Here is a 23,378-nt window from a genome sequence, read left to right as displayed (position 1 = left end):
GTCGGCCAACGCCGCTCCGCCGTGCACGGCCGGTCCCGGGAGCCCCGCATAGGTGCCCGGCCGGACGGGCATAGGGGGCCTCATGGGCCGTGATGCCAGGAAGCCCCGTAAACCGCTCGCTCTGCCGCAATGGTTACGCAAAGCGTCCGTCACGGACCTCGCATCCGCCCTGCGCAACCGCCTTCCGCCCCGTCGGGGCACCCCGGGCGGCCGGAGCGCTCAAGGCCCCGGGGCCGCCACCCCGGAAGCCCCCGGCCTCGGCCTCGGCCCGGCCCCGCGCCCGTACGTACGTGCCCTGGGACTCGCCGCGACCACCCTCGTCGGCGCCTGGCTGGGCCTGCTCGTCGTCGGCGGGATCGAGGCGCCCGTGGGCCCCATGGACACGAAGATGGCGCTGCGCCCGTCCCTCACGGGCGGCACCGAGGTCAACGTCTCGCCGCTCGGCGCCCTGGAACTGCGCAGCCACGCCGCTCCGCTCCGCCTCGACGTCGATGTCGACCAGCTCGACCAGCAGCGGGCCTCCGCGCTCGTCGACCATCCGGAACGCCTCGAAGGCCTCGAGAGCGAGATCACTTCCGACGTGCAGGCGGGCACGGGCGACCTCGCGCTCCGCTCCGCCGTCGCCGTGGTCGTCGGCGCCGGGGTGCTGGGGCTCGCCGTGTACCGGCGCCCCGGACGCGCCCTCGTCGCGAGCGGTCTCGCACTCGCGGTGCTGGGGGCCTCGGGGACGGCGGCGTACGCGACGTGGAACCCGAAATCCGTGTTCGAACCGAAGTTCTCCGGGCTGCTGGCCAGCGCGCCCTCCGTCGTCGGCAACGCGCGCAGCATCGTCGCCGACTTCGACATCTACCAGCGGGAGTTGGCCCGCCTCGTCACCAACGTGACCAAGCTCTACGAGGCGACCTCCACCCTCCCCGCGTACCAGCCGGACCCGTCCACGACCCGCCTCCTCCACGTCTCGGACATCCATCTCAACCCGGCCGCCTGGCAGATCATCAAGTCGCTCGTCGAGCAGTACGAGATCGACGCGATCATCGACACGGGCGACACGATGGACCACGGCACCTCCGCCGAGAACGGCTTCCTCGAACCCGTGACCGATCTGGGCGCCCCGTACGTCTGGGTGCGCGGCAACCACGACTCCGACGAGACGCAGAAGGCGTTCGAGAAGCTCGCGGAGAAGAAGGGCAGCAGCGTCCACGTCCTCGACGACGGTGTCCCGCTCAACGTCGCCGGGCTGCGCCTCGCCGGCTGGGGCGACCCTCAGTTCACACCCGACCGCTCCATCAAGCCCCAGGGCGACCCGCGGGAACGCAAGGAAGGCCGGCGCCTGGCCCTCGCGCTGCGCGCCCAGAAGGCCGCGGACACACCGGTCGACATCGCCGTCGCCCACAACCCCGTGCTGGTCAAGGAGGCCGACGGGCTCGTGCCGCTCGCCCTCGCCGGCCACACCCACCAGCGCGCCCACGAGCGGCTGCCGCGGAAGACCCGGCTGATGATAGAAGGCTCCACCGGCGGCGGCGGTCTGCGCGCGGTGGAGAAGGAGGAGCCCCAGAAGGTCTCCGCGTCGGTCCTCTACCTGGGCCGGGACGAGGGCAGGCTCCAGGCGTGGGACGAGATCACACTGGGCGGGCTGGGCCTGACCACCGCCGAGGTCACCCGCCATCTGGCGGACGACAAGGCCCCCTCCCCCCGCTCGCCCTCGCCCTCACCTGGGTCGGACTCGCCATCACCGGGGTCGGGCTCGCCCGGCACCGGTTCGAGTCCGGCTTCCGGTTCCTCCTCGGGTTCGCCCGGCCCGGGGCCGGCCTTCAGCTCCCCCGGGCCCACGCCCCCGGCCTCCCCGGCGGACTCCCCGTAACCGTTTTGGCGAACGCTCCGCTATCCCATATGCTTCTCACGTCCCCGACGCGCTGACTGAGTGAAGCGCGCAGGTGGGCCATCAGCCCTCATCGTCTAGTGGCCCAGGACGCCGCCCTTTCAAGGCGGTAGCACGGGTTCGAATCCCGTTGGGGGCACGCACCACCCTGTGCGAGACTGGTGCTCGCGCGATGCTTGGTCCTGTGGAGCAGTTTGGAGTGCTCGCCACCCTGTCAAGGTGGAGGCCGCGGGTTCAAATCCCGTCAGGACCGCTTACCTCAGGATGCTGCACCTCCTGAGGGCAACCGGACTGAGGCTTCGCCTCAGACACCGGGCTGGGTAGCTCAGTTGGTACGAGCGTCCGCCTGAAAAGCGGAAGGTCGCCGGTTCGACCCCGGCCCCAGCCACAGTCGCTGAACAGCGAAAAGCCCCCGTCAAGATCGCTTGGCGGGGGCTTCGCTGTGCCGGATGACGCCGACGGTGCCAGCGGCAGCGCCAGCGGCGGCAGCAGCAGCCTTACGAGAGTTCGCTGAACCGTTCAGTTGCCCGGGTGCGTCCGGCGACGATGATCGTGTCGTCGACTTCCACGACGGTTTGCGGGGTGGCGTAGGTGAAGCCTTCGCCGGGGCGTTTGATGGCGACGACGGTAATGCCGTAGCGGGAGCGGACGGCGCTGTTCGACAGGGGAAGGCCGACGATTTCGGCGGGGGGTTTGGTTTTGACCATGGCGAAGTCGTCCTCGAATTCGATGTAGTCGAGCATGCGGCCACGTACGAGGTGGGCGACGCGCTGGCCCATGTCGTGCTCCGGGTAGACGACGTGGTGGACGCCGAGCTGAGTGAGGATGCGGCCGTGGGCTTCGCTGATGGCCTTGGCCCAGACGTTCTCGACGCCGAAGGAGATCAGCAGCGAGGCGGTGAGAATGCTGGCTTCCAGATCGGTACCGATGGCGACGACGGCCCGGTCGAACTCGTGGACACCCAGTTGGCGCAGGGCGTCTTCTTTGGTGGAGTCGGCCCGCACGGTGTGGGTGAGGGAGCCTGAGAGGGCTTGGACGACTTCGGCGTCTTCGTCGATTCCGAGGACTTCGGTGTCCTCGTCGACGAGCTCCAGGGCGAGGGCGCGGCCGAATCGGCCCAGGCCGAGGACGACGACGGAGCCCCCCGTGCCCGTGCGCTGCTTCTTCGGGACGGTCTTCCTAGCCAATGACGGGTCGCTCCTCAGGGAGTTCGTACAGGCGGACGCGCTGGCGCAGGGCGAGCGCGGAGGCGAAGGTGATGGGGCCGAGCCGGCCGATGAACATCAAGACGATCAGCAGGAGTTGCAAGCCGGAAGGCAGGTCTGCGGTGATGCCGGTGGACAGTCCGACGGTGCCGAAGGCGGACGTCACTTCGAACAATGACTTGTCCAGGCTGTAGTCGGTGGAGACCATGAAGATCACGGTGGATGCTGCGACGGCGGCCACCGACAGCAGGACCACGGTCAGGGCCTGGCGCTGAAGGTCGCCGTGCAGGCGGCGGTGGAAGATGTTGACGGCGCTCTCACCACGGATCTCGGCGTAAATGACGAAGAACAGCACGGCGAAGGTGGTGACCTTGATTCCGCCGGCGGTGCCGGCGCTGGCGCCGCCGATGAACATCAGCACGTCCGTTCCCAGCCAGCTGGCAGGGTTCATCTGGGAGGTGTCGATGCTGTTGAATCCCGCGGTACGCGGCATGACGCCCTGGAAGAACCCGGCCAGCAGTTTCCCGGGCACGTCCAGATTGCCCAGGGTGGCGGGGTTGGACCATTCGATCGCGGTGATGAAGGCGCTGCCGCCGACCAGGAACACCCCCGTGGCCCACAGCACGATCTTGGTGTGCAGGGACCAGCCGCGCGGCTTGCGGAGCCGACGGCGAAGCTCGAACAGAACGGGGAAACCCAGTCCGCCGGCGATGACCGCCACTGCTATGGGCAGGCAGATCCAGGGGTCGGTGGCGAACCCGATCAGGCTGTCCGAATACAGGGCGAAGCCGGCGTTGTTGAAGGCAGAAACGGCGTGGAAGACGCCCAGCCACACCGCCCGCGGCCAGGACTCGTCGTAGGCGGTCCCGAACCGCAGCGTCAGCACCAGCGCTGTGACTGCCTCCAGCAGCAGGCTGACCTTGACCACACCGGTCACCACCGCGCGGACATCGCCCAGCCCCAGTGTTTTGGTCTCCGCGGCGGCCGTCAGGCGCGCCTTGAGTCCGATGCGATTGGAGATCAGCAGAACCAGCACGGAGGCGAAGGTCATGATGCCGAAACCGCCCACCTGGATCAGCGCCAGGATCACCGCCTGCCCGAATCCGCTCCAGTAGCCGGGTGTGTCCACTGTGATCAGGCCGGTCACACACACCGCTGAGGTGGAGGTGAACAACGCCTCCAGTGCACCTGCGCCACCCGGACCCGCCTTGGCCACCGGCAGCATGAGCAGGCCGGTCCCAGCGGCGATAGCCGTACCGAAGCCGGCCACGACCGCTTGCGCCGGATGCCCGATGCGCAGCCGCCGCGTCACCATGACCAGCCCTCCGCTCCGCGGACAGGCACCACGATTGTTCGCACCGGGTGACGATAGACGCCACGGGAACCGTCTCGGCCACAGGCCCCTGCCTTTGCAGGAGGAGGGCGCCCCGAACGGCATGGGGCCGGGGCCGCCGAAAGCGGGGCCGTTCGGCGGTGAGCCAAGTGGGGCCACGCTCCCCTGTGGCTACGAGTGACACGTCATCCCGGCATTCCGTCATCCCGGCCGACCTGCGTGGCCGTTGGGGGACGGCGATGTGCCGTTCCACTATCCAGCGTCGAGGGAGTCGCACGATGAAGCTCGTTCTGCGGTCCGGTGCCGTCACGGCTGCGGTCGGTGTGGGTCTGTCCGTCGCGGTCCTGCCGGCCGTGCCGGCGAACGCCGCCGGTGGGACCCACGTGCGGTGCAACGACATCACCGCCCTGAAGAAGGCGATCAACTTCGCCAACACCCACCCCAACACCGGTCCCATCACCCTGGCGTCCCACTGCACCTACACCCTGACATCGGCCGACAACGCCGACGACGGGCTTCCGGAGATCACCGGAAGCGACGTGACCATCTCCGGCCGCGACACCACCATCCGGCGCGCCCCCACAGCGACGCAGGACTTCCGCATCTTCCACGTGGTCAACGGCGGCAATCTCACCCTGAACTCGCTCACGGTCAGGGACGGAAGCCTGCCCTCCGGCTCTGGCGGCGGCATCGCGAACCAGCAGGGAGGCACGCTGAAGCTGAACCGTACGGTCGTCAGGGGCAACGAGGCCGGCTTCGGCGGTGGCCTCGCCAACCTGGGCGGGCGACTCGACCTCCACCGCAGCACCGTGGAGCGGAACACCGCGTCCACCTGGGGCGGCGGGATCACGAACGACGGCAGCGGCACCCTGACGATGAAGGGCGGGTCCCTGCGCGAGAACCGGTCCGGCAGCCTCGGCGGCGGCCTGGAGAACCGCATTGGTACCGCGTCCATGGAGGACGTCTCGGTCAGAGGCAACGTCTCCACGCTGGGCGGCGGCATCCGCAACGTGAACGGCTCCACCGTGCGCCTGAAGTCGACCACGGTCAGGGAGAACATCGCCGTGAACGGCGCGGGCATCTCGAACTTCGGCTCCAACAGCACCGTCTCGCTGGTCCGGAGCACGGTCACGCGCAACACGGCCATCAGCACCGGCGGCGGCATCCTCAACGAGGGTGGCGGCCAGGTCACGCTCACCGCCAGCAGGGTCGTCCGCAACAGCCCGGACAACTGCGCACCCGAGGGCAGCGTCCCGGGATGCTCCAACCCCACCGGCACGGTCGTTCCGCCGACCTCGGCCAAGCTCCCGCCCGCGGCCGACGTCAAGGCCGGCAAGTGAAGCGCAGCATCTAGGCACGCGAGCAGCACGAAGCCCCCGCCGGGACGGTGAAGTCCAGGGCTCCCGGCGGGGGCTTCGCCGTGTGGTGGGACAGGGCGTGGCCCAGCAAAGGGGCGCAGGCGTGCGACTCGGTGCGGCCCCGGCCCCGAGGAGCAGGGCTGCCGGCAGAGGGCCGGGCGCAGTTCGCCGCGGACGACAAGGGGTGGCGTGCGCCGTCTGAATCCTCGCGCCGGTTTATGCGCTCCGCGCGTGGGGGCGCCCCGTCACGCCCTACCGGGGTGCGCGTCCCGCTTGTTTAGATCTTTCTGCGCGCCGCCCGGTTCACAGCCCCCGACGGGGCCGACGCCAGCAACCCCTTCGTCCCCGCTCACCGCCCGCTGACCCCGTACCGACGCAGCAGCCCCGACGCAGCAGCCGGAGTCCTGGAGAACGTCCAGCTCGGCCGGGCTGCGGACCGACCGTGTGGAGTACGCACCATGAGCACGCCCACGAACGTCACCGCCGGTTCCTCACCGTTCTCACCGCCCGGCCCGCCCCGGCCCGCCGGCGCCGGGCGGGGCCGGCGCACGGGAGCCGTTCCCGGACTGAGGTACAGGCCCGCCGCACCGGCCGACCCGGAGAAGGCCGCCGAGATCGACCGGAGGCTGGAGGAGTGGGCACGCCGGCTGGAGCTGTTCCCTCCCGAATGGACCGGAGACTTCGCACAGTTCCGCTTCGGCCATGCCGTGACGCTCCAGCATCCGGGCGCGGCGGACCTGGAACGCCTCACCGTCGCCGGCAAGTTGCTGCTGGCCGAGAACATCGTCGACAGCTGCTACTGCGAGGAGGACGAAGGCAGGGGTGGCGCGCGGCGCGGCCTGGGCGGCCGGCTCGTCGTGGCCCAGTCGGCCCTCGACCCGTTCCACGGAACCCCCGCGCTGGAGGAGGAGTGGCGACGAGGAGTGCAGGCCGACGGTCCGCTGCGCTCGTACCACTGCGCCTTGCACGACTACGCCGCCATCGCCACGCCGAGCCAGACCGACCGGTTCGTGCACGACGTCGCGCGGCTGCACCTGGGCTACCTCGCCGAGGCCTCCTGGGCGGAGACGCGGCATACGCCGCAGATCTGGGAGTACTTGGTGATGCGGCAGTTCAACAACTTCCGGCCCTGCCTGTCCGTCGTCGACGCCGTGGACGGCTACGAACTGCCCGAGGCGCTCTACGCCCGTCCCGAGACGCAGCGGATCACCGCCCTCGCCTGCAACGCGACGACGATCGTCAACGATCTGTACTCCTTCACCAAGGAGCTGGCGAGCGACCCCGACCACCTGAACCTGCCCCAAGTGGTGGCCGCGAACGACAAACGCGGCCTCAAGGCCGCCTATCTGAAGAGCGTCGAGATCCACAACCAGGTCATGGACGCGTTCGAGACGGAGGCGGCGCTGGCCTCCGCCGCTTCGCCCCTCATCGAGAGATACGCCCGCGGCCTGGCCGCCTGGGTGTCGGGCAACCACGAGTGGCACGCCACCAACACCGACCGCTACAGCCTGCCCAACTACTGGTGATCAAGGGCCGGTCGACCGACCGGACGCAGCGACGCAGAACGCAGACGCACTACGGCAAGGAGCCATCGTTGGCCACGTCTCACACCGGCACCGCCTACGCGAAGGTGCCGAACCAGTCCACGTACCAGTCCCGGGTCGCGGACTACTGGAACACCGAAGAGAACCCGGTCAACCTCGAACTCGGAAAGATCGACGACCTCTACCACCATCACTACGGGGTGGGGGCGGCCGACCTGTCGGTGCTGGACGAACCCGACGGCGACAAGCGGGCCGAGCGCATCACGCGCGAACTGCACCGGCTGGAGCACGCCCAGGCGGAACTCCTCGCCTCCCACCTCGGTGAACTCTCCCCCGACGACCGCGTCTTCGACGCCGGCTGCGGTCGCGGCGGAGGCAGCGTGGTGGCGCACCAGCGGTACGGCTGTCACGCCGACGGGGTCACCCTCTCCGCCAAGCAGGCCGAGTTCGCCAACGAGCAGGCGCGCACGCGGGGCATCGACGGCAAGGTCCGCTACCACCACCGCAACATGCTCGACACCGGGTTCACCTCGGGTGCGTACGCGGCGTCCTGGAACAACGAGTCGACCATGTACGTCGAGCTGGACCTGCTGTTCGCCGAGCATGCGCGGCTGCTGCGACGCGGCGGCCGGTACGTGGTGATCACGGGCTGCTACAACGACACCTACGGGCAGGCCTCCCGAGAGGTGTCGCTCATCAACGCCCACTACATCTGCGACATCCATCCCCGCTCGGCGTACTTCCGCGCCATGGCCCGCAACAGGCTCGTACCGGTACACGTCCAGGATCTGACGGCCGAGACCATTCCGTACTGGGAGCTGCGCCGGCAGGCAGACCACCTGGTGACGGGCATCGAGGAGACCTTCCTGGACGCGTACCGCAACGGCAGCTTCCAGTACCTGCTGATCGCCGCCGACCGGGTGTGAGGCTCGCGTTCCGCACGGCGGGTCCCCGGCACTCCCGCCGGGGGCCCGCCTCGCGGCCCTGTCAGTAGGGCGCGTAGAGGAATGTGCCGGGCTCGTTGGAGAAGACGTAGCCGAAGCCGGCGCCGGCGGACGGGGTGCCCAGGTCCACGGGGTTGAAGGCGAGCGAGCCGGTTGCCGTCAGGCCACCGGAGGTGCCGCGCAGCGACCAGACCGCTCCCGTCTTGTTCTCCTCCGGTGCGGAGACGGCGAGTTCGGCCCTGCCGTCCTTCGTGACGTCGAGCAGGCGCACAGCCCCGCCGAAGCGGTCGCCGGCCTCGGCCACGCCGGGAATGCCGGAGGTGTCCTGGTGGAAGGCCTGCGCGCCGGTGCCGCTGAGGCCGCCGGAGCTGCCCTTGAGCAGGACGACGGCGCCCGCCGCCTTCTTCGTGCCGATGGCTTCGAAGGGCACGCCTGCGGCGAGGTCGGCGTAGCCGTCGCCGTTGACGTCGTTCGCGTCGAGCCGGGCGCCGAACTGGTCACCGTTCTCGCTGGTGCCGGGGACGCCCGCGCTGTTCTGCGTGATCGTCCTGGTGCGGGTGGCGCTGGGGCCGTCCGCGGTGCCGTAGTAGATCTTCACGGTGCCGGAGTCGAACGGCAGGTCTTCCGTGATGCCGCTCGGGACGGTGCGGGTCGCCAGGTCGCCCTTGCCGTCCTTGTCGAAGTCGCCGACGGCCGCCGCTGCCGCGGAGTTCAGGTGCGTCGCCTGCGTCGAGAGGCCGGACGCGGTGCCCGGCCAGAACCGGCCCCCCTCGGCGTGGTTCTGGTAGACGTAGAACGTGGCCAGGTCGTCGATGCCGTCGCCCGTCATGTCGCCCGCGGTGGTGACGTAGATGTCGTTGTCGCTGGTGAACATGCCGATCTGCTGCTCGTCCGCCGCCTTGCCGTCGCGGGTGAACGGGCCGAAGAGCACCGAGCGGGACTCCCAGTCGCCACCGTGCTGCATGAAGAGGTCCGTGTCGCCGTCGCCGTCGAAGTCGCCGGCGGTCAGGTTGGCGCCCATCTCCCAATAGGGGTCCGAGGGGGCCTCGATGAGCGTCGAGTCCTGCCCGCTGATCGCGCCCTGACGGCCCCAGAGCACGGTCACCGAGCCATAGCCGTTGGTGACCTGTTCGCTCGAGGACCGCACGGCGAGGTCGGTGAGGCCGTCGCCGTCGAGGTCGCGGGCGATCAGCCTGGCGCCGAAGAAGTCGTTGGTCTCGGCCGTTCCCGGGACTCCTGCGGTGTTCTGGCTGATGTAGGTGCTGCTGCCGGCGGACAGCCCGGACGCGGAGCCGTACGTGACGACGACGTACCCGGCCCTGGTCTGCCCGGCGATCGTGGCGCCGGGCGCCGCGGTGGCGACGTCCTGGAATCCGTCCCCGTTGAAGTCCTCGTGGACGGAGGCCCGGTTCGGCGCCTTACCCGCCGTCGCCACCGTTCCCGCCGTTCCCGCCTTCCCGGCGGTCCCGGCGGTCCCGGCCTTCCCAGTGGTCCCGGCCTTCCCAGTGGTCCCGGCCTGGCCGGCCGCCGATGCCGCTCCTCCCGTGAGCGCGACGGCCAGCCCCGCCACGACCGCGCACAGCGTGCGAACGCGCATTGCCCCTCCCGATCCCCCGGCAAGTCCCCCGATGCGCCTGGTGGCGCCGATACGAACAAGACGCACCGCCCGTCCGAAAAGTTGCACCGAAGATGATTCGCCCTGTGTCGGGAGCAACGTCCCAAGCCGCCCGACTGACCTCCGCGTCGGGCGCCCGCCGGCCCCGCGCCGCCCCGACTCGCCCCCGGCGAAGCAACTTTGGCGTGCGAGCACGGTTACAGAAATCAAGCTCGCTTGCTTGGATATGGGGCGTACGGATCCCTCACCCCCCACGGGAGACGAACATGCCACCCTCAGCATCCGCCGGCCCCGTACCGACGCCCCCGTCCCGCAGGCCGGGGAGAGTGCGCCGCCTCAAGAGCCTCGTCGCCGCCGGCGCCCTCGCCGCCACGGCGCTCGTGGCGACGGGCTCCTCGGCGACGGCCGCCCCCGAGGCGACCGGGCAGGCCGGGCAGCAGGCCGCCGCCGAAGCCCCGGGCCTGAAGGTCCTCAGCTACAACGCGTTCCTGTTCAGCAAGCTGATCTATCCCGACTGGGGCCAGGACCACAGGGGGGAGGCGATCCCTGACGCGGACTTCTTCCAGGGCAACGACGTCGTCGTCCTCCAGGAGGCGTTCGAGAACTCCGTCTCCGACAAGCTCCAGGAGAAGGCCGCCGGCCAGTACCCGCACCAGACGCCGGTACTCGGCCGCAGCAAGAAGGGCTGGGACGCGACGGGCGGTTCGTGGTCGGACATCGCGCTCGAGGACGGCGGCGTCACGATCCTCAGCAAGTGGCCCGTCGTCCACAAGGAACAGTTCGTCTACGACCACGGCTGCGGCGCCGACTACCTCTCCAACAAGGGATTCGTCTACGCCGTGCTCGACGTCGGCGGCACCAGGGTGCACGTCGTCGGCACTCACGTGCAGGCGGGCGACTCGGCCTGCGGGGACGGCGAGGCGAAGGAGATACGAGCCGAACAGTTCCGGGCGATCGACTCCTTCCTCGACGAGAAGAAGATCCCCGCGGACGAGGAGGTCATGGTCGCGGGCGATTTCAACACCGACTCGCGGAGCGACGAGTACGCGTCCATGCTCGCCAACGCCGACCTCGCTCCCGCGGACGCCCGCACGGGTCACCCCTACTCCTCGGACCACCAGGAGAACTCGATCGCGAAGGGACGCAACCCCGACGGCGGCCGCTCGGACCTGGACTACGTGCTGCACCGCAACGGCCACGTCCGTCCCGCGGGCTGGCAGAACGAGGTCGTCAAGGAGGAGTGCGCGCCCTGGGAGACCTCCGAGGGCACCTTCACCAACCTCTCCGACCACTATCCGGTGATCGGCGGCCCGGCCTCGTAGAGCGGGGCCCGCAGAGCGGGACGAGCAGAGCGGGACGAGCAGAGCGGGGGCCCGGGCCGCGGCGGGTGCGTCAGCCGGGCCGGGGGTCCCCCGTATCCGTTCGGGTCCGCGCGGCTGAGGGCCCCCGGCGCCCCGGACGCCGTGCCGGTCCGCGCCGGCCTCAGGCCGGGACGAGTCGCCGGGCGCCGGATGCGGATGCGGATGCGGATGCGGATGCGGATGCGGAAAGCTTGCCGCCCGGCAGGATCAGGCTCGGCGGCATGCCCTCCTCACGTCGGAGCTGGTGCGCTTCCGCGGACCGCCGCCGTCCGTTCGACGACTTCACCGACACGGCGGCGCTCACGACGGCGGCCACGGCGCTGACGACGGCGCTGAGCGCGTTCACGAGATCGAGCGGTTCCATCGCCATCGCCTCCCTTCGTCCGCTGTGAGGTCTCCGGTGACAGGGTGTCAGCTCGGTGCCGCGCGGTGACAGCGGTTTTCCCCACCGAACACGCCGCCGCGGTACAGCAGTCGGGGCGGCCCCGTCACGTCTCGCGGCGCTTCCGCCGGGCGTCGATGGCGAGGAAGAGAGCCATGCCCGCCGCCGCCCACGCGGCCAGCACCAAGTACGGCATCACGTGCACGTTGTCCGGGAAGTAGACGGCCGTGTGCTGGGCGTTGACGGACGCTCCCGGAGGGAGCCAGCGGCCGACCGCGCCCAGCACCGAGGGGAGCAGCGGCCAGGAGACCGCGCCGCCGGACGACGGGTTGCCGAGGAGCACCATCACCAGCCAGGTGGGGATCATCGCCCAGCGTCCGATGAGGGCGTTGAACATCACGTAGACCATGCCGGAGGCGAACATGGTCAGCGCGAGGATCATCCAGGAGTGCACGAACGGCAGATGCACGGCGTCCAGGACCCAGCCCACCGTCGCGGCGATGACGAAACCGCCGATCAGCGCGTACGCGGCGATGAAGGAGAGCCGGGCCGCCGGGGACAGGTCCGGCACGTTGATGGTGAGCTGGATCGCGCCGATGAAGCCGATGACGTCGGCGGCGAGCGTCATGTAGAAGATCGTCAGCCCCCGCGGGTCTCCCTTCCCGAGCGGTTTCAGGTCCTTGACGGTCACGCTCACGCCCACCTGCTTCGCGACCTTCGGCGCGGCCTTTTGCAGCACCTCGGCCACCGAGGCGCCGGCGGCGCTGGAGAGGTTGAGCTCGACGCGGTCGCGGCTGTCCGCCCGCAGCACCGCGAACACCTTCTGGTCGTCGACGGCATCCCTGGCCTGGGAGAACGGCCGGTAGCGGTGGACCTGGAGCGACGATCCGAGCGCCTTCTCCAGGCCGTCGACGAAGGCGCGGGCGCTGTGCTCGCCCGCGGGTTGCACCACGACGGCCGCCGGGATGGTCCGGGGTGTGGGGTCGGCCATGGCATAGGTGTAGGAGCCCGCGAAGAGCCCGGCGGCCGCGGCGACGATGAGCGCGAGTACGGCCGCGGGGAAGAAAGGTGTGTGCCTGAAGGTCCGCCATCCGGAACGCAGATCCGTCGGCGGGCGCTGCACACCCCGGGCACCGTGCCCGGCGGGCCGGACGGGCAGGCTCTCCGTGCGGTCCTGGTCCGGCGATCCGTCCGGGCCGCCGGAGGCGCGCGAACCGCCCGAGCCGGAGGCGCCCGGACCACCCGGACCGCCGTGACCGCCGCGCCCGCCCGGACCGCCCGGTGTTCGCGGGTCCCGCGGATCACGCTCGTCGTGCGGATCACGCGGATCGTCCGGTTCCGGCTCGCGCGGTTCGCTCATGTGCGCAACCCTAGGAGCGTTTTGTGCCTTTCACGGGCTTTGCGGCGCCTCTTCCGGTGTCTCCGTACGGTCGCCCGGACCCGTCGCGTGCCCTTCCGCACCCCCGCCCGCAGTCGCCCACGCCCGCACCCGCGAGGCGGGAGGACGCGCAGAGGCGGGCGCCGGGGGGAATTGGCTGGCCGGTGGATTCGGTGAAGTGCGATCCTGGATCCGGTATGCCGACATCCACGTCCCCCTCCCCGTCCTTCGACGCTCTGCGCGAGCGCCTGCCCGAGCTGATGCTGCGCGACCGCCGGCGGCTGGGGCGGCGCCTCGACGGCGCGCGCAGGATCCGCAAGCCGGAGGCGCGCGAGAAGGTCCTCGCGGAGATCTCCGCGGCCATGGACGACTCGGAGCTGAAGATCGCGGCCCGCCGTGAGTCGCGGCCCGCGATCTCGTATCCGGAGCAGCTTCCGGTCAGCCGCAAGAAGGACGAGATCCTCGAGGCGGTACGGGACCACCAGGTCGTGATCGTCGCGGGTGAGACCGGTTCGGGCAAGACGACGCAGATCCCGAAGATCTGCATGGAGCTGGGCCGCGGCATCCACGGCGTCATCGGCCACACCCAGCCACGCCGGCTCGCGGCACGTACTGTCGCCGAGCGTGTCGCCCACGAGCTGAGGTCGCCGCTGGGCGAAGCCGTCGGCTGGAAGGTCCGTTTCACGGACCAGGTCGGGGAGAACACCCTGGTCAAGCTGATGACGGACGGCATCCTGCTCGCCGAGATCCAGCAGGACCGCGATCTTCTCCAGTACGACACGATCATCATCGACGAGGCGCACGAGCGCAGCCTCAACATCGACTTCCTGCTGGGCTATCTCGCCCAACTGCTGCCCAGACGTCCCGAGTTGAAGGTCGTCATCACCTCGGCGACGATCGACCCGGAGCGCTTCTCACGGCACTTCGGCGACGCGCCGATCGTCGAGGTCAGCGGACGTACGTACCCCGTGGAGGTGCGCTACAGGCCGCTCCTCGAAGAGGGTCCCCCTGAGCCCGACGGCCAGGGAGGTGCCCCCGGGGAAAAGGACCGCGACCAGACCACGGCGATCTGCGACGCGGTCGACGAGCTGCAGGCCGAGGGCCCGGGCGACATCCTCGTCTTCCTCTCCGGCGAGCGCGAGATCCGGGACACGGCGGACGCGCTGGAGAAACGCATCTCCGGCAGGGGCCGCAAGGCGGGCGCCGCGGGCGCCGCGGGCGCCGCCGGCGGCACGGAGATCCTTCCCCTCTACGCCCGGCTCTCCCACGCCGAACAGCACCGCGTCTTCCAGAGCCACCAGGGCCGCCGCGTCGTCCTGGCCACGAACGTCGCGGAGACTTCCCTCACGGTGCCCGGCATCAAGTACGTCGTGGACCCGGGCACCGCCCGCATCTCCCGTTACAGCCACCGCACGAAGGTCCAGCGGCTGCCCATCGAACCGGTCAGCCAGGCCAGCGCCAACCAGCGAAAGGGCCGCTGCGGCCGTACGTCCGACGGCATCTGCATCCGGCTCTACTCCGAGGAGGACTTCCTCTCCCGGCCCGAGTTCACGGACGCCGAGATCCTGCGCACGAACCTCGCCTCCGTCATCCTGCAGATGACCGCGGCCGGCCTCGGGGACATCGAGAAGTTCCCCTTCATCGACCCGCCCGACCACCGCAGCATCAAGGCGGGCGTCCAACTCCTCGAGGAACTGCACGCGTTCGGCACCACCCCCGCCTCCCGCACCTCGAAGGACGGCGGCAAGCGCCTCACCGGCACCGGCCGCAAGCTCGCGCAGCTCCCCGTCGACCCGCGGCTCGCCCGCATGGTGCTGGAGGCGGAGCGGAACGGCTGCGTGCGCGAGGTGATGGTGATCGTCGCGGCCCTGTCCATCCAGGACCCTCGCGAGCGCCCCTCGGACAAGCAGCAGCAGGCGGACCAGCAGCACGCGCGCTTCCGCGAAGAGGGCAGCGACTTCCTCGCGTTCCTCAATCTGTGGCGCTATGTGCGCGAGCAGCAGAAGGCGCTGTCCTCGTCCGCCTTCCGCCGCATGTGCAAGGCGGAGTTCCTCAACTACCTGCGTATACGGGAGTGGCAGGACATCTACGCGCAACTGCGCCAGGTGGCCAGGGCGATGGACATTCTGCCGGCCCGTTCCGACCGGGAGGCGCCGGCCGACGCCGTGCACCAGTCGCTGCTGGCCGGCCTCCTCTCGCACATCGGGCTCAAGGACACCGACAAGAACGAGTATCTCGGCGCGCGCAGCGCCAAGTTCGCCGTCTTCCCCGGCTCGTCGCTCTTCAAGAAGCAGCCGCGCTGGCTGATGTCCGCCGAACTCGTGGAGACCTCCCGGCTGTGGGCCCGCGTCAACGCCAAGGTCGAGCCCGAGTGGATCGAACCGCTCGCCGAGCACCTGGTGAAGCGCACCTACAGCGAGCCGCACTGGGAGCAGAAGCAGGCGGCCGTGATGGCGTACGAGCGCGTGACGCTCTACGGGGTGCCTCTCGTTGCCCAGCGCAAGGTCAACTACGGCCGCATCGACCCGGAGACGTGCCGGGACCTGTTCATCCGGCACGCCCTGGTCGAGGGCGAGTGGCGCACGCACCACCGTTTCTTCCATGACAATCGCAAACTCCTCGACGAGGTCGAGGAGTTGGAGCACCGCGCGCGCCGCCGCGACATCCTCGTCGACGACGAGACCCTGTACGACTTCTACGACGAGCGCGTGCCCGAACACGTGGTCTCCGGCGCCCACTTCGACTCCTGGTGGAAGAAGCAGCGTCGTGAGGACGCCGACCTGCTCAACTTCGAGAAGTCGATGCTCATCAACGAGCAGGCGGAGGAGATCAGCCGCAGCGACTATCCGGACGTGTGGCAGCAGGGTGACCTCACGCTGCGCGTCACCTACCAGTTCGAGCCCGGCACGGACGCGGACGGCGTGACGGTGCACGTCCCGCTCCAGGTCCTCAACCAGATCACGCCTGGGGGATTCGACTGGCAGATCCCCGGCCTGCGCGAAAGCCTCGTCACCGAGCTCATCCGCTCGCTGCCCAAGGCCGTCCGGCGGCATTACGTCCCCGCTCCGGACTTCGCCGCGCGCTTCCTGCGCGTCGCGACGCCGGGGCAGGAGCCGCTGACCGCCGCGATGGCCCGCGAGCTGCGGGGCATGGTCGGAGTGCCCTTCGAGGCCGGCGACTTCGACCCGGCGAAGGTCCCCGACCACCTCAAGGTCACCTTCCGGGTCACGGACGAACGGCGACGCACCCTTGCCGAGTCCAAGGACCTGGAGGAACTGCAGCACCGGCTGCGGGACAAGACACAGGCCGCCATCGCGCGCGCCTTCGAGTCGTCCGCACGCGCGCAACGGAAGGAGGAGCGGGAGCGGGGCCCGGAGTCACCGTCCGCGCAGGCGCCCGCACCCGGCCCGGGGGACGCGGCACCTGCCCTCTCCTCACGCAAGGGTCTGACCGAGTGGACGATCGGCTCCCTGCCCCGCGTCTTCGGGACGCGTCCCCGGGCGTCGAGCGGGAAGGGCGTGGTCGGCAGCCAGCCCGTGAAGGCCTACCCGGCGCTGGTGGACGACGGCGACTCCGTCTCCGTTCACCTCTTCGACACCGAGGCCGAGCAGCAGCAGGCCATGTGGCGCGGGACGCGCCGGCTGATCCTGCTCAACATCCCTTCCGACCCTGCCAAGTTCGCCGCCTCGAAGCTGTCCAACCCCCAGAAGCTCGCCCTCTCGCGGTCTCCCCACGGCAGCGTGCAGGCGCTCTTCGAGGACTGCGTCACGGCGGCCGCCGACCGTCTCATCGCAGGGCACGGCGGCCCGGCGTGGGACGAGGAGGCTTTCCGGAAGCTTTTCGACGCCGTACGTACGGATCTGGTCGACGCCACGCTCAAGACGGTCAAGCAGGTTCAGGAGGTGCTTGCCGCCTGGCACTCCTGCGAGCAGCGTCTGCGCGGCGTCACGAGCCCCGCCCTCGCGGAGTCCGCCGAGGACGTCCGCCGGCAGCTCGCCGACCTGGTCTGCCCCGGCTTCGTCACCCGGCACGGCGCGGCCCGGCTGCCGGACCTGCTGCGCTATCTCGTCGCCGCCGACCGCCGTCTCCAGCAGATGCCGAACAACGCCGAACGCGACCGCACGCGGATGGCGAAGGTTCAGGAGATGCAGGACGAATACCTCTGGCTGCTGGAGCAGTTCCCCCGCGGACGTCCCGTGCCGCAGGCGGCGCTTGAGATCCGCTGGATGATCGAGGAACTGCGTGTCAGCTACTACGCCCACGCCCTGGGCACCGCCTACTCGGTCTCGGACAAACGCATCATGAAGGCGGTGGATGCGGCAGCGCCGTGAGGGTGACGAACCCGTCGCACAAGGTGAGTTCGCGCCGCTCGTCGGGCTGCTGTAGAGTCTCGCTCGCGCCTGGACGACGGGCGTGGACAAGGTCCTGTGGAGCAGTTTGGAGTGCTCGCCACCCTGTCAAGGTGGAGGCCGCGGGTTCAAATCCCGTCAGGACCGCAGAAGAACAGAACAAGCACACCGCAGCGCCGCAGCCCGTCCCCGTACGCAGGGGGCGGGCTGCGGCGCTGTGGTGCGGCGTGGGGGCCGGAAGCCCCGGTGCGGCGCCGTGGAGCGGCATACGGGCCCCGGGGTGCGCGACGACGTGACACCTCGTCAGGCCCGCGCCGAGCCGTCACAGGCGCTCTCAGCGACGTCCGCGGCCGTCCGTGCGCCGTGCCCGGTGCTGCGTGCGCCCCGCTCAGCACTCCTTGACGGCCAACCGCCCGGCCGGTACTTCTCGTAAAAGGGAGGTGGGGCATCAATGGGGACAACTCCGCGCAGGGCTCGGCGACATGAGACCAGGGCGCTGCTGCGTGCACACCTGGCGGCGGCCACCCGCTACCGGCACGTGACACACCACTGCCCCGTCTGCCACCGACTGCTGCGTCTGGCGATGGAGCACGCGGCCGAGGAGCCTGCGGGCAGGCCCGCGGAGTGAGCGGAAGGACCGCCCCCCGGGCTCCCCAGGGGGCCGGCGCGCACCGCCGGCCGCGTCCAACTACTCAACGCCCGTTCCGCATAAGGGCGTTCGGTGGTGGACTGTGAAACTGCGAAGAACCGGGCGACGAGTCCGTCCCGATATAGGAGAATGATCGTTCTCCACAACCGGCATCAAGTGTGACAGGAGTCACCGCTCCGGTTCCGGATGCACGGGAACTTACACCCTTCTCGCCACCAGCCAATTTAATATGTGCAATTGCACCAGGGTCCATCGGCGCCCCCGGCTGTCCGAAGCAGTCCAGGCCGGCTTGCCAACTCGCCCTCGCGGCACACCAGTCGGACCCCTGCCGACCATGCGGTTTCCCACCCGCCGGCGCCGGTCCAGGATGCGGAGACCGGGCACGACCAGTCCGGGCACGGCAGATCCGGACACAAAAAGATCGCGCCGGACCCGGCGGAGTCCAGCGCGATCAACGATCAAGCACCGTTGGGGACAGCTGCCTGATGTCTGTTGCCTCGGGCGCCGATCGGGGATGAGGGCCCCGAATACGCCCGGATATGCAGTTATTTCGTCTGATCAAACCTCACTGCGCTGCTGCGGGATGCCCGCCAGCAGTGCGCGCACCTCCGCCTCGCGGTATCGGCGATGACCACCGAGCGTGCGGATCGACGTGAGCTTGCCTGCCTTTGCCCAGCGTGTGACCGTCTTCGGGTCCACGCGGAACATCGTGGCAACCTCCGCCGGGGTCAACAGCGGCTCGGCATCAGGGGTGCGAGCGGTCATGAGCGGCCTCCTCGAAGGAACCGAACCATACGGTTCTTTCCCAAAATTCTGCACCTTGGCCCGCGTTGCCCGATATGGACCTACGCGAGCCGAGTCGGTTATAGGACGAACGGCTTGTCCTCGGCACTACAACTACACCATCTGTCCAGCCACGGCGGCCAAACCGATGGAATTGCCCTCTGAGGTGGTGAACCTCGACGGAAGCCGATGGACCAGCCCATAGCGGACAGTCACACCACCGTGACGAACAGTCACAGTGTGACCAACTGGCACCAGCCCCACCAAGGTGGGCAATACCGATCTTTCCGACCACAGTTGGATGGATGGAGCCCCCGTCGAACTCCTTGTCCTATTTTGACACGAGGGACGGCTCTGAGAGCAAGGCCCAAGAAAGTGCTGTCCGTCACGCTTGAGGCTTTGGCCCCTTTCGGGACCTTGGTCCTGGAGGTCCGTGACGTGCACCACCCCGTAGGCCCCCGTCCGCGTTCAGTTCACGAACACAACCGTGCACATGAACCTCACGGACCGAACCCGCGTAGTCAGTTGGCGAACTGCAGTTCTCTCACAGCCCGCCAGCGGTCCGTGAGCCGCTCGTAGGCGACGCCGGCCCGCTCCCCGTCCCCTGCGCGCAGTGCCGCGATTCCCTCCGCCACATCAGCAGCGGAGTCGTCGTCGGCAAGCTGCTCCTCAGAGATCGCGTGCGCCAGACCGCCGTAGTCCAGTTCGACGAGGGACCGCGGATGGAATTCCTCCAGCCATCTGCCCACGTCGACCAGGCCGTCGACGAGCGGCCCCTCCTCCAACTCCTCGCGGAGAACCTTCAGACCGCGGGCGAGGCGACGCCTCGCCTCGACCATCGGGGTGCGATAGCGGAGGACGAACTGCTGAACGCTCTCCTCACCGCTTCCGGGCTTCGCAAACTCTTTCTCTTCCGAAGAAAAAAGAACGAACCAGCGCACGGGCACGTGCCAAAGCGCCGTGCGGATCCACGGGCGGGCATCCGGATTGCGCGTCAACCAGCGCTCATAGTCCGCTGCGGCCTGCCGGCGCACGACGGGCGGAACCGCCGCGTCCAGCACCGTCTGCGGCATCGCAACCTCCTGTTCACCCGCCGCCTGCGAGAGCGCCGCAAGCGCCTGCCAACCGCGCAGCCGCGTCCGCCAGGGGCACACGCAGACCACACCGTCCACCTCCGCCACGAAGGCGTCCGCGCTCTCCCGTACCGGCACGGCGACCGGCGGCACCGGAAGCAGATCGGCAAGCGAACGCCTCAACTCGTCCTGGGCGGTGGGCACCCGGTCGCGCTTCGCGTACCGCACCCAGTGGGCACGCTCCGGCTCGGGGAACGCGGCCAGTGGCTCGTACACCCGCAGATACGCCGCGTACGGGACGATGACCGACGCCTGCTGACCCACGCGTTCTCCTCCAGAATTCGCGAAATCGGGCTCCGTCAGGAGCCCCGGCCCGCGCCTTGCCGGGCGGGCCCCGAAGACAGTTGACTACCACCGATCGTGGCACCGCAACGATCGGGCCGCGCGCAGGTCGTACCCTGCTCTCGACCGGCCCTCCCCGCCGTGCGCGTCACAAGCCCGGACGGCGACCAAGAGGGCGTACAACCCGACATCAGGAGTCACCACCGTGGCTGACGTACGTCCCTCCCCGCGGCCCGCCCCGGCGCCCACCATCAGCGCCGACGGAGCGAGCGGCACAGGGATTCTGCGGACCCTCTTCCGGTCCGAGCTCGGCGGGCACGAGCAAGTCGTGCTGTGCCAGGACCGGGCCAGCGGCCTGAAGGCCGTCATCGCCCTCCACTCCACCGCTCTCGGCCCCGGCCTGGGCGGGACGCGGTTCCACGCCTACCCGGGAGAGGAGCAGCCCGAGGAAGCCGCCCTCATGGACGCGCTGAACCTCGCCCGCGGCATGTCGTACAAGAACGCGATGGCCGGCCTCCCCCACGGTGGCGGCAAGGCCGTGATCATCGGCGATCCGGAGAAGATCAAGACGGAGGAGCTGCTCCTCGCCTACGGCCGCTTCGTGGCCTCGCTGGGCGGCCGCTACGTCACGGCCTGCGACGTGGGCACGTACGTGCAGGACATGGATGTGATCGCCCGCGAGTGCCCCTGGACGACGGGACGCTCCCCCGAGCGGGGCGGAGCGGGCGACTCCTCGGTGCTCACGGCCTTCGGCGTCTTCCAGGGCATGCGCGCCGGCGCCCAGCACCTGTGGGGGGCTCCTACGCTCCGCGGCCGCACCGTCGGCATCGCGGGCGTCGGCAAGGTCGGCCATCACCTGGTTGAGCACCTGCTCGAGGACGGTGCCCGCGTGGTCGTCACGGATGTGCGGTCCGAGGCGGTCGAGCGGGTGCGCTCCTCGCACCCGGATGTCGAGGCCGTCGCGGACGCCGCGGCACTGGTCCGCTTCGACGGGCTCGACGTCTACTCGCCCTGTGCCCTCGGCGGAGCACTCGACGACGAGTCCGTTCCGGTCCTGACCGCCAAGGTCGTGTGCGGGGCCGCCAACAACCAGCTGGCCCACCCGGGCGTGGAGAAGGACCTCGCCGACCGCGGGACCCTCTACGCGCCGGACTACGTCGTGAACGCCGGCGGCGTGATCCAGGTCGCGGACGAGCTCCTCGGCTTCGACTTCGCACGTGCCAAAGCAAAGGCTGCAAAGATCTTCGACACCACGCTTTCGATCTTCGAGCGTGCCGCCGCGGACGGCGTACCACCGGCCGCGGCTGCGGACCGCATCGCGGAGATGCGTATGGCGAGCGGCGGGCCGGGTGGTGAAGGTCCCGGGGAATCCGGGAGCTGAGGCTGCCGGGGGTCTTCTCACGACCCCTCGGCGGGTCGACACTCGGACGCACGGTAAAATGAGGGCTGACCAGCGAAGAGAGAGCCACCGGACGCGTCTGCCGGCGGCCGTGTCGTGCGGGCGGCGTACCGTACGGCGGCGGAAGCAGGTACCGTTGAAGCCCTACGGGCCGGTCTCTCCTTCGAGGGTCCGCTCTGAATTGTGAACGCGTGTCAAGACTCTGGGGCCGTCGAGCCCCGTCGTTGAGGGGGTCGAGCCATGGGGCGCGGCCGGGCCAAGGCCAAGCAGACGAAGGTCGCCCGCCAGCTGAAGTACAACAGCGGTGGGACGGACCTCTCGCGCCTGGCTGAGGAGCTGGGCGCATCGACGTCGAACGAGCCGCCGAACGGCGACCGCTTCGCGGACGATGAGCGTGACGACGACCCGTACGCACAGTACGCGGACGTGTACAACGACGAGGAGGACGAGGGCGAGTCCTCCGATTCTTCGGCGCAACGGCGCCGGAGCTGACGTCCACAGATCCCTGCCCGGTCCGGCATCAGCCGGACCGGGTTCTGTGCTGTTCCGGGGCGTGCGCGTGGGGCTCGCATCGCCGCTCGTGACAGGCCGCGAACGCAGGCGTGATCGCAGCGCCCACCCGGCTCACGGGGATCGCCCGGGTCACGCCGCATAGTCACCGGTGAGCGTCACGGCTTCGCCGCCCGCCGGGCGCTCGGTGATCTCTCCCGCCACCCAGGCCTCCACTCCGCGGTCGGCAAGAGTGGTGAGCGCGGCTTCGGCAGATTCCTGCGGTACGACGGCGACCATGCCGACGCCCATGTTCAGGGCGCTCTCCAGTTCGCCCCGCGCGATGTTCCCCGCGCGGCCGACCAGGTCGAACACCGGGCCCGGCGTCCACGTCGCGCGGTCGACGCGGGCTTGCAGTTCCTCGGGCACGACCCGTGCGAGGTTGCCGGCCAGTCCGCCGCCGGTGATGTGCGAGAAGGCGTGCACCGGCGTGGTGCGGGTCAGGGCGAGGCAGTCCAGCGAGTAGATCTTGGTGGGCTCCAGCAGTTCCTCGCCGAGGGTGCGGCCGAACTCCGGCACCCGCCTCTCCAGGGCCCAGCCCGCGCGCTCGAAGAGCACGTGCCTCACCAGCGAGTACCCGTTCGAGTGAAGGCCGGAGGAGGCCATGGCGATCACGGCGTCCCCCGTACGGATACGATCCGCGCCCAGCACCGCATCGGCCTCGACGACGCCCGTTCCGGCGCCCGCGACGTCGTACTCGTCCGGTCCGAGGAGGCCCGGGTGCTCGGCGGTCTCGCCGCCCACCAGCGCGCAGCCCGCCAGGACGCAGCCCTCGGCGATGCCCTTGACGATCTGGGCGACCCGTTCGGGGACGACCTTCCCGACGCAGATGTAGTCGGTCATGAAGAGCGGCTCGGCGCCGCAGACGACCAGGTCGTCCACGACCATCGCCACCAGGTCGTGGCCGATGCTGTCGTGCTGGTCCATGCGCTGTGCGATGGCGACCTTCGTGCCGACGCCGTCGGTGGCCGAGGCCAGCAGGGGACGCTCGTACCGCTTGAGGACGGAGGCGTCGAAGAGGCCGGCGAAGCCGCCGAGCGTGCCCACGGACTCGGGGCGCTGGGCCTTCTTGACCCATTCCTTCATCAACTGGACGGCGCGGTCGCCCGCCTCGATGTCCACGCCGGCGGCGGCGTAGGTGGCGCCGGCGGACCCAGCGGGCTCGGCAGACTCGGCAGGCATCGGATCGGCTCTTTCGGGTCGTGGGAAAGGCGGGCGGGCGTCCGCGGGCCTAC

General features: G+C 69.9%; 17 protein-coding genes and 4 tRNA genes. 14 read left to right on the top strand and 7 right to left on the bottom strand.

Annotated features, from left to right (window positions below; genetic code table 11):
• Positions 1 to 82: 82 nt before the first annotated feature.
• The 4 genes from EV375_RS20450 to EV375_RS20435 all read left to right on the top strand — a co-directional run bounded on the left by EV375_RS20450 (position 83) and on the right by EV375_RS20435 (position 2,267).
• The gene (locus tag EV375_RS20450; RefSeq protein WP_130300716.1) at positions 83 to 1,861 is read left to right on the top strand and encodes a metallophosphoesterase; all 1,779 of its coding nucleotides are present in this window, start codon (positions 83 to 85) and stop codon (positions 1,859 to 1,861) included.
• A gap of 84 nt (positions 1,862 to 1,945) precedes the next feature.
• A tRNA-Glu gene (locus tag EV375_RS20445) sits at positions 1,946 to 2,018 on the top strand.
• Between the two features lie 39 nt (positions 2,019 to 2,057).
• Positions 2,058 to 2,132 (top strand) — tRNA-Asp (locus EV375_RS20440).
• A 61-nt stretch (positions 2,133 to 2,193) separates the two neighbouring features.
• Positions 2,194 to 2,267 (top strand) — tRNA-Phe (locus EV375_RS20435).
• Positions 2,268 to 2,376: 109 nt separating this feature from the next.
• Here the strand turns inward: EV375_RS20435 and EV375_RS20430 are convergent.
• A complete protein-coding gene (locus EV375_RS20430; RefSeq protein WP_130300715.1) occupies positions 2,377 to 3,066 on the bottom strand; it encodes a potassium channel family protein in 690 nt (229 codons plus the stop codon).
• The gene (locus EV375_RS20425; protein ID WP_130300714.1) at positions 3,059 to 4,399 is read right to left on the bottom strand and encodes a potassium transporter TrkG; all 1,341 of its coding nucleotides are present in this window, start codon (positions 4,397 to 4,399) and stop codon (positions 3,059 to 3,061) included. Before EV375_RS20425 ends, EV375_RS20430 begins: the two co-directional genes overlap by 8 nt.
• A 296-nt stretch (positions 4,400 to 4,695) precedes the next feature.
• Between EV375_RS20425 and EV375_RS20420 the strand changes: the two genes are divergently transcribed.
• The 3 genes from EV375_RS20420 (at position 4,696) to EV375_RS20410 (ending at position 8,245) form a co-directional block, all read left to right on the top strand.
• Positions 4,696 to 5,757, top strand: a complete 1,062-nt coding sequence (locus EV375_RS20420) for a right-handed parallel beta-helix repeat-containing protein (RefSeq protein WP_130300713.1) — start codon at positions 4,696 to 4,698, stop codon at positions 5,755 to 5,757.
• 476 nt (positions 5,758 to 6,233) lie between these two features.
• Positions 6,234 to 7,301: a family 2 encapsulin nanocompartment cargo protein terpene cyclase gene (locus EV375_RS20415; RefSeq protein ID WP_130300712.1), complete on the top strand. Its 1,068-nt coding sequence runs from the start codon at positions 6,234 to 6,236 to the stop codon at positions 7,299 to 7,301.
• A 68-nt stretch (positions 7,302 to 7,369) separates the two neighbouring features.
• Positions 7,370 to 8,245: a geranyl diphosphate 2-C-methyltransferase gene (locus EV375_RS20410; RefSeq protein WP_130300711.1), complete on the top strand. Its 876-nt coding sequence runs from the start codon at positions 7,370 to 7,372 to the stop codon at positions 8,243 to 8,245.
• 61 nt (positions 8,246 to 8,306) lie between these two features.
• On the opposite strand, the gene EV375_RS20405 is transcribed toward EV375_RS20410, so the two are convergent.
• A complete protein-coding gene (locus EV375_RS20405) occupies positions 8,307 to 9,860 on the bottom strand; it encodes a VCBS repeat-containing protein (protein WP_130300710.1) in 1,554 nt (517 codons plus the stop codon).
• A 284-nt stretch (positions 9,861 to 10,144) separates the two neighbouring features.
• Here EV375_RS20405 and sph point away from each other — a divergent pair, with 284 nt between their 5' ends.
• The gene (gene sph, locus EV375_RS20400) at positions 10,145 to 11,200 is read left to right on the top strand and encodes a sphingomyelin phosphodiesterase (protein ID WP_130300709.1); all 1,056 of its coding nucleotides are present in this window, start codon (positions 10,145 to 10,147) and stop codon (positions 11,198 to 11,200) included.
• A gap of 260 nt (positions 11,201 to 11,460) precedes the next feature.
• The gene (locus EV375_RS29220; protein WP_165434781.1) at positions 11,461 to 11,631 is read left to right on the top strand and encodes a hypothetical protein; all 171 of its coding nucleotides are present in this window, start codon (positions 11,461 to 11,463) and stop codon (positions 11,629 to 11,631) included.
• A 96-nt stretch (positions 11,632 to 11,727) separates the two neighbouring features.
• On the opposite strand, the gene EV375_RS20395 is transcribed toward EV375_RS29220, so the two are convergent.
• Complete coding sequence (locus EV375_RS20395) at positions 11,728 to 12,981, bottom strand: ABC-2 transporter permease (RefSeq protein ID WP_130300708.1); 1,254 nt, start codon at positions 12,979 to 12,981, stop codon at positions 11,728 to 11,730.
• A gap of 215 nt (positions 12,982 to 13,196) precedes the next feature.
• Here EV375_RS20395 and hrpA point away from each other — a divergent pair, with 215 nt between their 5' ends.
• The 3 genes from hrpA (at position 13,197) to EV375_RS29215 (ending at position 17,976) form a co-directional block, all read left to right on the top strand.
• Entirely contained in the window at positions 13,197 to 17,330 is a 4,134-nt protein-coding gene (gene hrpA, locus EV375_RS20390) for an ATP-dependent RNA helicase HrpA (protein ID WP_130300707.1), read from the top strand.
• Between the two features lie 90 nt (positions 17,331 to 17,420).
• Positions 17,421 to 17,495, top strand: a tRNA-Asp gene (locus EV375_RS20385).
• A 304-nt stretch (positions 17,496 to 17,799) separates the two neighbouring features.
• On the top strand, positions 17,800 to 17,976 hold the full coding sequence (locus EV375_RS29215; protein WP_165434780.1) for a DUF6274 family protein: 177 nt from the start codon (positions 17,800 to 17,802) through the stop codon (positions 17,974 to 17,976).
• A gap of 579 nt (positions 17,977 to 18,555) precedes the next feature.
• On the opposite strand, the gene bldC is transcribed toward EV375_RS29215, so the two are convergent.
• Positions 18,556 to 18,762, bottom strand: coding sequence for a developmental transcriptional regulator BldC (gene bldC / locus EV375_RS20380; protein WP_027749187.1), 207 nt, complete (start codon positions 18,760 to 18,762; stop codon positions 18,556 to 18,558).
• A gap of 539 nt (positions 18,763 to 19,301) precedes the next feature.
• The gene (locus EV375_RS20375) at positions 19,302 to 20,177 is read right to left on the bottom strand and encodes a DUF8083 family protein (protein ID WP_055486829.1); all 876 of its coding nucleotides are present in this window, start codon (positions 20,175 to 20,177) and stop codon (positions 19,302 to 19,304) included.
• 268 nt (positions 20,178 to 20,445) lie between these two features.
• On the opposite strand from EV375_RS20375, the gene EV375_RS20370 reads away from it, so the two are divergent.
• A complete protein-coding gene (locus EV375_RS20370; protein WP_130301990.1) occupies positions 20,446 to 21,576 on the top strand; it encodes a Glu/Leu/Phe/Val dehydrogenase dimerization domain-containing protein in 1,131 nt (376 codons plus the stop codon).
• Positions 21,577 to 21,834: 258 nt separating this feature from the next.
• A complete protein-coding gene (locus tag EV375_RS20365; protein WP_130300706.1) occupies positions 21,835 to 22,086 on the top strand; it encodes a DUF3073 domain-containing protein in 252 nt (83 codons plus the stop codon).
• Between the two features lie 150 nt (positions 22,087 to 22,236).
• Here EV375_RS20365 and purM read toward each other — a convergent pair whose 3' ends face one another.
• The gene (gene purM, locus EV375_RS20360; RefSeq protein WP_130300705.1) at positions 22,237 to 23,325 is read right to left on the bottom strand and encodes a phosphoribosylformylglycinamidine cyclo-ligase; all 1,089 of its coding nucleotides are present in this window, start codon (positions 23,323 to 23,325) and stop codon (positions 22,237 to 22,239) included.
• Positions 23,326 to 23,378: the final 53 nt, after the last annotated feature.

Source organism: Streptomyces sp. CNZ301, assembly GCF_004217425.1.
This window is presented reverse-complemented; position numbering and strand designations above follow the sequence as displayed.

Bases quoted from the DNA above. Each gene is read 5' to 3' on its own strand.
- hrpA (WP_130300707.1), top strand. From the start codon at position 13,197: ATGCCGACATCCACGTCCCCCTCCCCGTCCTTCGACGCTCTGCGCGAG.
- EV375_RS20415 (WP_130300712.1), top strand. From the start codon at position 6,234: ATGAGCACGCCCACGAACGTCACCGCCGGTTCCTCACCGTTCTCACCG.
- EV375_RS29215 (WP_165434780.1), top strand. From the start codon at position 17,800: ATGGGGACAACTCCGCGCAGGGCTCGGCGACATGAGACCAGGGCGCTG.
- EV375_RS20420 (WP_130300713.1), top strand. From the start codon at position 4,696: ATGAAGCTCGTTCTGCGGTCCGGTGCCGTCACGGCTGCGGTCGGTGTG.
- EV375_RS29220 (WP_165434781.1), top strand. From the start codon at position 11,461: ATGCCCTCCTCACGTCGGAGCTGGTGCGCTTCCGCGGACCGCCGCCGT.
- EV375_RS20395 (WP_130300708.1), bottom strand. From the start codon at position 12,981: ATGAGCGAACCGCGCGAGCCGGAACCGGACGATCCGCGTGATCCGCAC.
- EV375_RS20425 (WP_130300714.1), bottom strand. From the start codon at position 4,399: ATGGTGACGCGGCGGCTGCGCATCGGGCATCCGGCGCAAGCGGTCGTG.
- EV375_RS20405 (WP_130300710.1), bottom strand. From the start codon at position 9,860: ATGCGCGTTCGCACGCTGTGCGCGGTCGTGGCGGGGCTGGCCGTCGCG.
- purM (WP_130300705.1), bottom strand. From the start codon at position 23,325: ATGCCTGCCGAGTCTGCCGAGCCCGCTGGGTCCGCCGGCGCCACCTAC.
- EV375_RS20450 (WP_130300716.1), top strand. From the start codon at position 83: ATGGGCCGTGATGCCAGGAAGCCCCGTAAACCGCTCGCTCTGCCGCAA.
- EV375_RS20365 (WP_130300706.1), top strand. From the start codon at position 21,835: ATGGGGCGCGGCCGGGCCAAGGCCAAGCAGACGAAGGTCGCCCGCCAG.
- sph (WP_130300709.1), top strand. From the start codon at position 10,145: ATGCCACCCTCAGCATCCGCCGGCCCCGTACCGACGCCCCCGTCCCGC.
- bldC (WP_027749187.1), bottom strand. From the start codon at position 18,762: ATGACCGCTCGCACCCCTGATGCCGAGCCGCTGTTGACCCCGGCGGAG.